General features: G+C 49.1%; 9 protein-coding genes. All 9 read right to left on the bottom strand.

The genetic code is table 11. From position 1 onward, the window contains the following. Positions 1–7: 7 nt before the first annotated feature. The gene (locus ACOIT5_RS15510) at positions 8–1,906 is read right to left on the bottom strand and encodes a PfkB family carbohydrate kinase (protein WP_423127068.1); all 1,899 of its coding nucleotides are present in this window, start codon (positions 1,904–1,906) and stop codon (positions 8–10) included. 11 nt (positions 1,907–1,917) lie between these two features. Beyond that, positions 1,918–3,066 (bottom strand): MFS transporter, encoded by a 1,149-nt coding sequence (locus tag ACOIT5_RS15505; RefSeq protein ID WP_423127067.1) that lies wholly within the window; start codon positions 3,064–3,066, stop codon positions 1,918–1,920. 34 nt (positions 3,067–3,100) lie between these two features. Beyond that, positions 3,101–3,748: a D-sedoheptulose-7-phosphate isomerase gene (locus ACOIT5_RS15500; RefSeq protein ID WP_423127066.1), complete on the bottom strand. Its 648-nt coding sequence runs from the start codon at positions 3,746–3,748 to the stop codon at positions 3,101–3,103. Beyond that, a complete protein-coding gene (locus ACOIT5_RS15495) occupies positions 3,735–4,796 on the bottom strand; it encodes an ROK family protein (protein ID WP_423127065.1) in 1,062 nt (353 codons plus the stop codon). Before ACOIT5_RS15495 ends, ACOIT5_RS15500 begins: the two co-directional genes overlap by 14 nt. Beyond that, positions 4,771–5,400 (bottom strand): DUF1349 domain-containing protein, encoded by a 630-nt coding sequence (locus tag ACOIT5_RS15490; protein WP_423127064.1) that lies wholly within the window; start codon positions 5,398–5,400, stop codon positions 4,771–4,773. Before ACOIT5_RS15490 ends, ACOIT5_RS15495 begins: the two co-directional genes overlap by 26 nt. A gap of 30 nt (positions 5,401–5,430) precedes the next feature. Next, positions 5,431–7,743, bottom strand: a complete 2,313-nt coding sequence (locus tag ACOIT5_RS15485) for a hypothetical protein (protein WP_423127063.1) — start codon at positions 7,741–7,743, stop codon at positions 5,431–5,433. Between the two features lie 4 nt (positions 7,744–7,747). Continuing rightward, complete coding sequence (locus ACOIT5_RS15480; protein ID WP_423127062.1) at positions 7,748–9,514, bottom strand: metallophosphoesterase; 1,767 nt, start codon at positions 9,512–9,514, stop codon at positions 7,748–7,750. Between the two features lie 11 nt (positions 9,515–9,525). Next, positions 9,526–11,787, bottom strand: a complete 2,262-nt coding sequence (locus ACOIT5_RS15475; RefSeq protein ID WP_423127061.1) for a hypothetical protein — start codon at positions 11,785–11,787, stop codon at positions 9,526–9,528. Between the two features lie 201 nt (positions 11,788–11,988). Continuing rightward, positions 11,989–13,623 carry a SusD/RagB family nutrient-binding outer membrane lipoprotein gene (locus ACOIT5_RS15470; protein ID WP_423127060.1) on the bottom strand — a complete coding sequence of 545 codons (1,635 nt, stop codon included), beginning with the start codon at positions 13,621–13,623 and terminating at the stop codon, positions 11,989–11,991.

Genomic DNA, 13,623 nt, shown 5'->3' with positions numbered 1-13,623 from the left:
TTAGTCATTAGCGGGTTAGCAGGTTTAGTAAGTTTTCAGACTGCGAGAAATCGGGGATAACAAGGTCGGCCCCGGCTTTGATCAGTCTTGTCCGTTTACTTTCATTCAAACCAAAACGTTTCAGCTCATCACTGGCCACTCCTACGGCAAGCCCGCCCCGTTTGCGCGTTTCCCTGATCTCAACCGGTCCGTCGCCAAAGGTGAGTAAGGTTTTACAGGCGGCATCCCCGATGGTTTCCAGTATACGGTCGAGCACCATTTTTTTGGCCTCTTTGGTCACATCGCCCACTGCGCCGTAAATCCGTCCTTCAAATAGATGATCGTATCCCATCGTCCGGGCTTCATTTTTTACATCTTCCTCATCGGTGCCGCTGGCCAGGTAAAGTTTCACCCCCGAATCCCGAAGTTTCTGAAGAAAGGGGACTGCATTCTTCACCGTAAAATCGTCCAGGGACAGTTCTCCCTTTTCATATTTCGCCAGACGACGGTTTACCATCTGCAACAACTCGTCGTTGTAGATTGTTTTGTATCCAAACTCGTCAAGCATCTCTTCTTCAGGCACACAGCCAAATTCTCGGATCATATCCAGCAGGCCTTTCATTTGAACAAGCGTCTGGATGCCGGTGGTTTTGTCGATGTAATCATTCACACGCTCCCGGACTTTCTGATACAGCGCTTCATCTGCATCGCTAAATTTGTTACCCAAAATGGCTTTTACCATCATCGGGCCCATGATGTGCTCCCAGCCTTCGCGTAAGGTGGAGATGGTCCCGTCGTGATCGAAAATAGCATGTTCGACAGGGCGCTTTTCCACCCACGGGTTAATCAGTTCGATTTCGGTACCGGGAAGATAGTTTGCCCGCCGTATATTTTCGGCCAGTTCGGGAGCATACAGGTAATCGGGGTCGCTGCCAATCGCGATAATTTCTTCGGGAGAGGCCGTTCCGGTCTGAAATAGTTTCTGAACGGTAACCCCGGCCACATAACTGCCGATCCGGGCTGCCAGGTCTAAATCATAACCGGCTGCCAATGCAGCGGCTGCACCGGCCAGGTAACTGTCGCCTGCCCCCACGGTATCGACCCGCGAAATAATCATCAGGCCCGGAATGTCGGAAATGCCTTTTTCGCTGACAGTTAATGAACCCCTTTCTCCCCGCGTAATGAATAAGGGTTTCCTGAATCTCTTAAATAATTCTCCGGCACAGGCAACAAGCTCCGAATACGCCACCACCTCATCCGGTTGCTTATTTAGTCCGCACAGGCGGGCGGCTTCGGTGTCGTTCATCTTACGAATGGCGCCGTCATAAAAATCGTTGAAATTCCGGCTGTCAACAATAAACATCTTTTCGGGAAAACGCCGGATCAGCCCCAGCAGTTCCTGTTTGAAATAACCGGTATGGATACCCGAGGGAACCTGCTGATTGATCAGGACCACATCCACTTCAGGGATTTCACCGGCAAGACCCGCCATTAAGCGGTCGGCTGTTTCGTTAGACAGGACATTGTAGTTTCCGAAATCGATGCGGTTTAACTCACGATCTCCGATATAGGGTTTCGAATAGGTATGGGTTGACCAAGCCTCGCGCTGAACCAGTAAATTATGGGTTTTGATCCCGGCCAGGCGCATAATCCGGAGCATCTCTTCGCCAAAAGGATCGGTTCCGATCACCCCAAAGGCCCGAATATCTTTGACCCCGATCGCCGCCAGGTTGTTGGTCACGTTGCCGGCTCCGCCCGGCGAGTATTTTTGTTGGTGCACAGACCTCGTTGCCTGCCCGGTTTCGACGGAAACCTCACTTTTCGACTCATCGATGAACCAATAGGCATCGAGGCAGAAATCGCCCAAAACGGCCATTTTCACCCGGCTGATGTCCTCAAGTACCTTTTGTAGCTGTTCCTTTTTCATGACCTGTATTTTTATCTTTTTAAGGCATAAAGTCCGGCACCCACCAGATAAAGCATCGCCAAAACCAACACCAGAAAACCGGCTTTCACGCCAACATGGGTACTCAGCAGCCCCATTAAAGGCGGAAGAAATGCGCCTCCCGAAACGGCCATAATCATCAAACCTGAGACTTCGTTGGCCCGTTCGGGCATTTTTTCGAGGGTGATGGCGAAAATAAGCGGAAACAGATTGGCCGAGCCCAGACCAACCACAAAAATCGCCATTTGTACAACCAGCGCCGATCTCACCACCAACATGGCAATCAGGCCGGCCAATGCTACGATGGCCGTCAACAGCAGGAACCGTCGGGCCGCGATCCAGTTCAGCAGGATGGCCCCGGACAACCTCCCGATCATCAGCGCCGTAAAATACAGGCTGATCCCCAGCGAAGCCCGTTCGAGCGTTAGTCCAAACTGATTTTGAAGAAAATTGGCAATATTGGAATTCATACCAACATCCGATCCCACCAGCATAAATATGCCCAGCGCCATCACAACGACAAAGGGATTTTTCAGCAGGCGGAAACAACTTTTAAACGTTGCCGGCGCATCACCTTTGGTTTCTTCAATTTTTGTAACAGACAGCCACAACACCGCTAAACCCGAAGTAAGTGCGTAAACCATAAAAACGAGTTTCCAGTTACCAAAAGCAGTTGCCATCAGGGTGGTGATCACCGGGCCCAACAGGGAAACAATCGCCTTAATAAACTGGGAAAGGCTCATGTAACTGGCGTATTTTTCCCGCGGAGAAACATCGTGAAGCAAGGGATTTGCCGAAACCTGAACAATCGTATTCCCGATTCCCAAAACAATAAACGCGAAAAGCATCACCGGAAACGAATAATGGATGAATGGAACGATCATCCCCGCACCTGTTAAGAGCATACCCAGGTTAAGCATTCGCCGTTTGCCGTATGCATCCTGTAAAATTCCTGAAGGAACCGACAATACAAAGAACCAGAATAATGCCATCGACGGAATCAGTTGGGCCAGGTCATCGGTCAGGCCAAAGTCTTTTTTGATGAAACCGGTTGCAACGCCAACGATATCAACAAAGCCCATCACCACGAAAGACATAAATACAGGCAGTGTTTTTTGAAGTCTGATTGTTGAATGTTTCACAAGTTTTGGATTTTGATGGTTTGACAGTTAACCGTTAATGTTTAACGGCGAAAAAATGATCTTCGACCACCAGACAGAGCGTGTGATAAACAGGCAGATGCAACTCCTGGATGAAAGCCGTATTTTGTTCGGGAACCCGGATCAGGATATCGCAGTATGCGTTCATCTGTCCGCCGGTTTCGCCGGTTAATCCGATCACCAACAATCCCCTGGCTTTCGCGGTAATGACGGCGTCGACCACATTCCGCGAATTTCCCGAACTGCTGATGGCGATTAACACATCGCCCGCCATTCCGTAACCAACAACCTGCTGGGCAAAAATCAGGTCGGCATCCATATCGTTCGATACGGCCGTTATCAAAGCATTGTGTGCTGCAAGCGAAATAGCCGGCAGGGCCTGCTGAAGTTTTTCGGCCAGGTACGCGCCACGCTCTCCGGCGATTGCCTCCAGCCGGCTTTTCAGTTCACGCCTGAGCGGTCTCGCACGTTCAAAACCTTTCATCAACTCGCCGGCCATGTGGCCGGAGTCGGAACAACTTCCACCATTACCGCAAATCAACACTTTCCGGCCCTGCTGATAACAGCCAATCAGCGCTTCAGCCGCTTTTTTGATATCGTTTTGAAGCGGTATCAACTGCGGATATCTTTCGGTTAGCTGATACAAAAAATCAGAATGTTTCATTTTCACGACCTTTTAAGGTTCCATACATGGCCACACAGAGCGCTGCATAATCGCCGATCGAATCACCCAGCGCTGCCGGTTTGATCCGGCAGACCTTCACGGCTGCGGGAATAGCTTCCTGCGTTAAAATTTTTTCCATGCCCGGCTTAAAGAGCATTTCATTCCGGGCATAAATGCTTCCGATAACAATACATTCGGGGTTGAATAAATCGATCAGGATGGCAAGCCCGCGACCAAGATAATCAGCAGATATCTGAATAATTTCAAGGGCAACCGGATCGCCTGTTTGTGCCGCCCGGGCAACCATTTTAGCATCAATCGTATGAATGAGCTCCGGCGACGGGCAAAAAGCAACAATCTGGTTGTTTGCCAGCCTTTCGGCGACCATTGATTTGGCCAGCTGAGCAATTCCGCCCCCGCTGCAAAACCCTTCGAACGAGCCGGCTTTTCCAAATCCTACCGGGCCATCGGACGCCAGGCGGATGTGCCCCGCTTCGCCGCCCAAATCATTGGTTCCGCTGTACAATTCGCCGTTTAAAATCAGGCCGGCGCCCATGCCTGTCCCGAAAGTCAGGAAAATCATATTCCGCGTCCCTTTCCCGGCGCCCATCATCCATTCAGCCAGCGCGCAGGCGTTGGCATCGTTTTGCAACATGGTCTCAACGCCGTACCTTTTTCTGAAAATTTCGACAATCGGCACCCGGTCCCAGCCCGGAAGATTGGGAGGCGAACAGATCATCCCCGTTTTCGAATCCAGGGGCCCCCCGCAACTAATCCCGATTTTTTTCAGCCTGACATCAGGAAAACCGGCCAGGATTGAATCGATATGCTGCCCGAATTCAAGGAGAATTGCTTCAAAACCACGTTCAACGCGGGTTTCGAAAAAAATTTTCCTTTTGATGGAAAAAGAAGAGTTTCCCAATACGACAGCGCATTTTGTCCCTCCAATATCGAGACCCAGATAATGATCTTCTTCCCGATTGTTTTCATCAATTCGGTTTGCACTGTCGGTCAATGCCTGTTTAGAAGCCTCCGTGCATTCCTTCATGGTATTTCCTCCATTTAGACCGGCTTAATTCAAAATAGGAAAAAACAGCTTTAAAGCTTGACTTCAACGGGCTGCATGCGTAAACGCCGATCCGGGCGACCGAAATGGGTTTGTGCATGTGAAACATCCGCATCTGCCGGTACTTTTTTCCATCCACTGAAAATTCGAGGTAGAAATCCTGTCCGCGCCGGCTTAAACGGTACCAAACCGATGCAAGGGTTACCGGAATATCGGTGGTGGCCCAATCGGAATATCCCAGGTTGGTAACCACCGATCCCAGCCGGGCAAAGTGATGATTTTCGTGTTCAACAGCCGCCTTCATCCAGTTTTCGCTATCCTGATAAAGAATAATTCCACATTGATCGTAGCGGGCTTTAACCTCAAACCAAGTCCGTACCGAGAAGGTAAAATTACCTTCCACCTCTTTGACAAAAGTATGTCCGTTGTCGTTTTTAAATCCATAATAGGTTTGTTGCCAAAAATCGGTTTCAGGATCGGTGATCAGCGCCAGGCCATCGTCTTCCAGCCAAAATACGCGGGGCTGGTTAATCCATCTGAATTCTGACAACTGCGCTTTGCAATCCTGAATCTCAAATTCATTCATTCGTTTTTCATCGTTTAACTTTTCACTGAATTAGTACAAATCGGGCCTCTTCGGCCCGTCGTAAGGCGCTGCACCCCGAATGCCGGCCTGTGATTTCGGGACCGAAATCAATTCCGGATCGTTGGTTTCGGGAGCCTGTATAAAACCAAAATAACGGCCCATCCAGTAATTCCGGAGAAAGGAGGTAGGCTCTTTCACGACATTTCCACCTGAGCCGCCGTCTAAAAGAGTCGCGTTACTGCCTGTCATCACGGCTGTTTCGCGTGGCGAAACCACGCGTGGAACACCTTCATAAGCCATATATCCCGGTTCGGTGTATAAATCGTCGCGATGCGAATTCTCAAAATCATGGACCGTACAGTCCAGGGTCCATTCACGCAGGTGTTTTATGGCTTTTTCAGGTTCACAATCGTTGCCGGTAATCGCGCCGTAGGTAAAATTAAACCAGGGCATTTGTTCCATCCGTTTCACTTCCCAGGTACGTTCGAGACTGCGAAGGTAAACCGATCTGAAAACGGGGTCATTGGTATAACGAAGCAAGGTGTTGTAGCTTTCGAATGCCAGGTCGTCGTCCCAGGGCGCCAAAACCTCTGGCGGAAATACATTTTTCTGACGGATGGTATTTGCGGGATAATCCCAATCGACCAACTGGTGATAGCCTTTTTCATATTTTTGATTACCGGTAAGCGCCAGAGCCGTCTGCATAAACATCAAAGCTTCCAGTCCGTTGAGTCCCCGGTCGGCGTAACCGTAAGGCCGCAGCAGGTACTCAGGATTCCATCGTCCCCAACGGGTGGGATTACCATCCATATCTGGCAACACAAAACCACTTTCCAAAATATAGGAAGCGATCCGGTCCAAATGCTCCCGGGCCATTTCCTTTGCCTTACCTTCGGCCACCAAATCGTGAAACAGCGATACCGAATAGAAATGAGCCGTAACCTCATCGCTCGATGTATCGCCTTTCCAAAACCATTTTCCATCGGCTGTAGGATACCATTTTGCAGGCAGGCCACCCGAGCCCTGGCTGCTTTTTTCATCTTTATCGGCGGTGACCGACCAGATGGCGCGGGCAAAAAACCCGTCAACCGGTACAATCCGTTCCAGCCAAAGCATAGCTTTAAACGATTCCTCCGCTTCCTTCCGGGCTTCCGGGTCGCCGGTAACAGCGTACTTAAAACACATAGCTGCCAACCAGGTAGCTGTGTGCCCGCCGTCGTTGTCACTGATATGCCTGATCCACTCACCGTCTTTTTCATACAGGGTATGAATAAATCCCAGCCGCTTATGTCCCCACACGTCCAGGTGGTTCTCATAATAAGCCGCCTTTTTCAGAAGTGTATAAGGTTCGTACCGGATGACCCCGATTCCCTGATCGGTAGCAACACAGACCATTTTGTCGGCAACAGCGATATCGTTCACTTTATTTCCTGGCAACCAGTGGGCAGCGCCGAAATAATGCCAATCGTTATCCAACATCCGAACAGCTCCGCTTTTTGTACCGATCCAAATGTCGTTATCAAAGCCTTTCGCCAAACAGGTTGCGTTTTCAACCGGGAGGCCGTCTGCTCCTTTAATCGTTGACAAGGCTGCCCCGCGTAATACCGCCAATCCTTTATCGGTAGCGATAAACAAGCGGCTGCCAAAACTGAGCAAATCTGTTGTGTTTTTGGACGGAAGCCTGCCCCAATCAATAAAATCGCGATTAACCACCAAACCGTCAAATAAAATCAACTCACCGGGGCGAAGGATATGAAGCGTTTCACTGTAAGACTCAATCCGCGTGATTGGTCCCAGCCTGACCGGCTCGGCATGAATCTGAGTCCCGTCCTCCATCTGCATCGTCGCATCGCTTGAATAGTAGCCTCCTTCGGGCTTGATGGACACAAACCTGTCGTTTTCGAACCGAAAAATTTCTTCCCGGGTGGCAGCATGTAAATGTCCCTGATGGATGCAAATATCCACATACTCCCGGTCATCCGTTTTCTCCCATCTTAATCCCTCCAGTTTGTAAATGCCTTTTGAAGTTAGCGCCCACAGGCTGCCGGCGCCGTTAATGAGCCGGGTCACCCCTTCCGGCGAGTTCTTTTCTGTATTTAAGACGCCGTTTTCGAGACGAAAGATTTTTTGATCAATTACGGCGAAACATGTTTGATCAAGAATTGCGACTGCCTGAACCGGTCGGTCAAAAGCGATTTTCTCCGCAACTTCCTGTAAATAAACCTGATCATGCTGCGGCTTCCACAATTGTTTTGTGGTTTTGTACAGATTCTGAGCAAAAACAGAACCTGATAATACACTCAACAGCAGCATCAAAGCAGGATAGCGAAAAAAACGTTTCATGTCTTCATTTTTTAATAGTAAACGAGTCGATTAACTGATTATCGGCATTTAAAGCTGAAAAAGACAAACTACGCCCATCAATCTTCACGTGCTGATACAGATGCCCCTCCGTATTCGTGACTGCCGCGTATGGTTCACCGGCAATCGGATGATTTTTGGTTGGGAGGGCGATCGAGATGAGATAAGCCGTTCCTTCGTTGTACGATTCAACCACCTGCCCGGCTTTCATGGGTTTGGAGCGCATGTAATAATGAATGTGCCCTCCCATAACGACGTCGACATGGTGTTTATCGAAAAGCGGCACCCAGGCCTTTTGGATATCCGCATAGGGTTCTTCCCAATTGTATGGCGGGAAATGGAACATGGCGAATTTCCAGACAGCCGTTGAGCGGGCAAGCTGTTCTTCAATCCACGAAGTTTGTGCTTCAACAGGCGAAGTCGCGTCAATCATCAGGAACAGCGCATTTTTATATTCAAAGGAATAGGTCTGCTCTTTCTCCACGCCCTCGGGCCCGTTCTCGGGGTAACTGAAAAGATTACGGTACATCCGGGCGCCCAGACCGTAGCGGTTGTCGTGATTTCCGGGAACCGACATCAGCGGCTTCCGGCGAATCACATTTTTCGAGTATTCAAACAGCTCGTCCCACTGGTTGCGGTGCAAACCGTCGCTGACCAGGTCGCCGGCGATGGAATAAAATGCAACATCCGGGTACGTCTGATCGGCGGTGTTTATTAACTTCTCGAAAGTGGGCGAATAATGGGTATCGCCAAACCAAACAAATGAAAACCGATCGTCGCCGGCGGCTGTGGAAAAGGTATGATTCCCGGTCCAGTTATCGCTTGGCGTAATCCGGTACTCATACGTAGTTCCGGGTTTCAATTCGCGCAGTTTTGCGGTAAAGCGGTTGATAAAGCGGTCGTTTGCCAACAGCCGGTCCTCCATCCGGTATTTTTCAGCCTGCACGGAGTATTCCCGGTTGCTGCCCTTTTCCCGGTACACAACCAGCCCGGCGTTAACAGTCGTGTCCATCCGCCATTGGATATCCACGCCGGTTGCAGGATCGGAACTCCAGGTGAGCATCACCTGATCTGCCGTTTGTGACGATGGATAAGAACTGGTCCGAAACGCACCGATCAGATGCGATTCGGCGCCCCGGCCCCGGATGGTAGTCAGCAATTTCTGCCCTTTCATCTCTTCGGGAACATCGGTCAAAACCAGTTCATCCCAGTCGTGATATATAAAAGCCCCGTCGTCCAAAATACCGGTATATTGGTTTTTGGGATAAAAATTCTGCATGTGTAACTGATCGTTCGGATGCTGAGGCGCCACCGAAACAAAGTAATGAAGGCCGTAATTTTCAAAGCCGTTGATGCCCAGACCAACCGTTCCTGCTCCGAACGGTTTTTGCCACACTTCGTAGGTAGTCTGCTCGTTTTTCATGGTCATCCCCGTTTTGACGAACCCGCTTTGAGTCAACCAAAACGGCTGGTTTTTCTGCTTCACACTCCGCATCACCGACACCACCACCGGCACATTCACCTCGAAAGTCCAATGACGGGTAGCCAGCGTTTTCAACTCATCTTCTGAAAATAACGACATCACCTGTTCCTGGTCCAATGCCGGCAATTCACCGATGTCCATGCTCTCGTACAAATGGCTGACCACCCGGTCCATTACCTCGTCAACTGTTTTCTCTTGGCGGGTGCAGGATAACAAGCCTGCAACAACAAAGAGAATCACTAAATTTGCAAATAGCTGGTTTCTTTTCACGGGAATAAAATTTATAAATCGGAACCCGGAATGTTGGTATTGGATGGCCCGCTGATCACCTCCAAGTACCTGCCCATCCAGTAAGGCAGCAGCCAGATATCGCCGGCGCTGTGTTCGCCGTTACCATTACCGCCAATGCGGTCGAGACGGAACATGTTACCGTTGTGCCGTTGTACCGGCCTTTCATCAGGAGGAAGCACCGCTTTGGTGGTTTGGTTCCTGAAGTTCGGTCCTATCAATTCAATGTCGTTCCGGTGGCTGTTTTTGATGTCCCAGTTGATTAAATCCATCGGGTGTTCCTGAAGGTACCAAATGGCTTCATTCAGATCGAACTCGGCACTGACCATGGCCGTAAAAATGTTCCAGGCCCCTTCTTTTTCAGGCCGTTCGATTTCCCAATGGTCAATGATGGCTTCGCGGTAACGGGCTTTGAGCGTGTCATTAAACGCATACCGGTACAAGCCCCAGTAGCCGAGAAAGTACATCTCGTCGTCCGAGTGGTTCCAGCTTTCCGACAAGTCGCGGCTTAGTTCGTCGGCGTCGGCGGGCGCCAAGCCAATCTCTTTCATGGGTCGCATCAGGTTTTCAAAATAGCCATGTTCGTGCATCAGTTCGAAAGCTTTTTCCCTGAAAACTTCTTTTTGAGTGAAATGATAGGCAGTCTGTAACATGCCTATAATGTTTGAAGAATTGATTTTACGGTCGCCTACCATCACTGGTCTGGCATTCACATATTCGGGGTTCCACCGTGCCCAGGTTGTTGGTTTGCCATCGTAATCAATCAGGTACATATCGTGATCGACAATGTGCTGCATCAAAATATCAATCAGGTGAATCGCCCGTTTTCTCATCGGCTCATTGTCAATCAGTTCGGCCATGGCGCCCAAAGCGAAGATGTGGCCGATCGCCTCGTCGCTGCTGGTAGTGGCTTTCCAGTCCCATTCGGGATCTTTGGCATGTTGCCACCTTTCGGGATCGGACAAAATGTTAATGTACCCGCTCCGTTCAAACGACCGCGACGGGAAGCCAACAGGGTTGGAATTGATGTTATACAGGCGCTCCATGGCATCGAGTGATTCCAGGCAATTTTGCAACGCTTCTTCCGAGCGGGTAACGGCGTACCTGAAAATTTCGGCACCCAGGTACATCGAAGTCCACAGCCCATCATTGTCCGAGTCGCTCAGGTAGCCGGTTGAGAGATCGCCGTTTTTCATGCCGTCAAGCGATGAATTGAATCCGTTTCGGATATGCCGCTGCCTGACTTGTTTCTGAAAATACGCCGCCTTGTCTGCCAAAGTCATTTTTTTGAAACAGATTTGCCCGAGTCCTTTGTCTGTTAGCACCAAAACCGAACCGTCCGGACCGGGGGCAATTGAGCTAACTTTGTTCCCCGGAAGCCAGCGTTCGCCATTGTAATAATTGAATTTCCCATCGTTCCGCAGCATAAAAGCGCCTTCGGGCGAGCCAAACCAGATATCGCCGTTTACCACTTTTACACAGCTAATTTCGGGACAGGGAAGTTTGCTTCGGAGTTCTGCGTTTTGTTCTTTTGAGGTGGCATCCAACCCGAAGTAGCCGTTTTTGGTGCCAACAATAATTTTGGTTCCGCCCTCAGTCAGCTCGAAAGCGGTAAAGCCGTCCCCTTCAAAAAAACGGGACAACTCCTTATCTTTTGCCGAAAATATACTGATTGACTGATTGTTCAGTATCCAGTAGATGCCGGTTTCGGGCGCATAACGTATGTCGATGATCCCGCCCTCAAGCTTATCAGACCATTGTGTCTCCGAATCTTTTACATAGTTTAAAACTGTTCCGTCGGAAACCAGAAATGAAAAATCATCGCCTCCGGCAAACCACCGGGCATTGGGCATACCATGTTTCGAGAACAATTTCCCCGCCCAGGCGTTGCTCAACACCGCCACATCGTCGAGATAAACAAACTGATCCTGATACGAGGTGATGGCGGTAATTTTTTTGTCAGCCATTGGTCGGTAGGTAAGGTCAGGAACCAGCCTTCCCGGATAAAGGAACCGCCCGTCGTGTGGTTTCATCAATCCGCGGGTCGAAAGCACCTGGATATTTTCGTTACGGTCAGAAACTACACCGAGAAGTTGCTGACCCTCGTCGTTCAAATAGTATTTAATGGAGTAATCCTGCACAAAAGGCATATCCCGGTGAACAGGTTTTGCTTCTTTTGGCGAGTTCATGCATGATCCGAAGAGGAGCAAAAAACAAAAAACAGAAATCAACTGGTGAAAGATTTTCATTTTCATTTGGTTATTATTGTCATGTCAAGTTTTAAACTGAGGGCCCAAATCAGAACAAGAGATTCACCCTGTCGTGAAAATTAAACGATACCCTGTTCTGCCGGATCGCGCACACCGTAGTTATTGGAATCGAGAAATACCGGTTTTGAAAATGGGCGCTGTTCTGTAATAAACAGCACCCATTTCAAACTCCGATTATGAGCTTGCTTATTTAAGAATCCAAATTTTAGTGTATTGATCATCAACCCCCTGACGGGCCACAGCCTCATTGTATTGGTCAGTATTATTGTCCTTTTCGGCAGTCGGATAACGCCATCGTTCCGGGAAATCGTTTCCCAAGCCCGATGGAACGGCATCGCCGATGACAGAGGGCAATTTTGTCCTTCTGTACTCGAAATAGGCCTCAATACCAACTGTGAACAGAGCCAGCCATTTTTGAGTAGCGATCTTCTCAAGGTTATTGTTGCCATCCAAAACAACCGGCAGACTGGCCAGATATGCTGTTATTTCGGCATCAGGAATGTCCCAGCGTTGCATATTCAGGGTAACGCCGTTATCGTAATATGTTTTGGCATTCCCGGTAATCCAGCCTCGTTGAACCGCCTCGGCCAGGGATAAATTTGTTTCGCATGCCTGGAGCAAGGTCAACTTAAGCAGCGGGGATTTATCCTGAACAAACAACTTCCCAAACGACGAGGTACGATAATTATCATAAGCTCCTGCGGGAGGTACCGTTCCGCCATAACGAACCGGATTTCCTTCGCCAAATCCAATGGGCATGCCAACATACAGCTCTCCTACCGGATAACCTTCTATATTTCCCTGACCATCCGGAACACCATCGCCATTTGTATCGCCGTTAATATCCTGTTGTTTAACTTCGTAGGTAAAATTATACCTGTCGGTAACCTGAACAGTTGCCGCAGCATTGGCCCAGGGAATTAATGCCGGGGCAATCCATCCGTTGAGGCGCGGATCATTCAGGGTTTTCAAGGTATTAACAAAGGTGGTCGACGGTTTTCTCCGGGTCAATTCATTTCCTGAATTATCGTTATAATATCCCAAAGGCCAGGAGTTGTAATTGGCCGTACCAAGGTATAAATAAGCTGCATTATCGCTGACGGCGGTGAAATATTTACCGCTGCTTACAATTGCACCGATTTTTGGGCCATTATCCACGCCATTCTTTTTATACGCCTCGTAAGAACTCACCAGCAGACGAATTTTTAAAGAGTTTGCAAATTTCACCCATTTCGCTGTATTACCTGAATAAATCAGGTCGAATTGAGGTTCTTTATAATTAGAGGTGCTTTCCATGAGCATGATGGCGCGGTCGAGATCAGCCAGCATACCATCATAAATCTCCCTTTGCGGATCAAACTTAGGAAAGAAGATACCTTCTCTTCCCCTAAGCGCATCGGTATAAGGAACATCCCCCCACTGATTGGTCAGGTAGGCAAACATAAACGACTTGAGAACCAACAAAGCGCCTTCGATAAACGGTTCACCCTCGATAACGGCCAGCTCTAAGCCGGCTTTCACCGGTTTCAGTAATTCCAGCTCCGTGTTCCAGTTTTCCGGCGCTTTCGAGAACTCTTCATATGTTTGAGACTTCACCGAGAATAATTGCTGGTAATACTGAACAACAGCGTTGTGCCGGTCTTCTCTGATCCCTGCCCTTTGATACCATTGTGCAATACCGTCAATTGATCCGGCAAGCAAATACTTCGCACTTGTTCCATATGTAACATCCTCGGCCATTTGTCTTTCGTCAATCCGCAACTGGTCGGTACACGAAACGAGGTAAAAAAGACCTAAACAGGCGATTATTAATTTTTTCAT

It is taken from the genome of Gaoshiqia hydrogeniformans (assembly GCF_049347105.1).
Classification (GTDB): domain Bacteria; phylum Bacteroidota; class Bacteroidia; order Bacteroidales; family Prolixibacteraceae; genus Gaoshiqia; species Gaoshiqia hydrogeniformans.
This window is presented reverse-complemented; position numbering and strand designations above follow the sequence as displayed.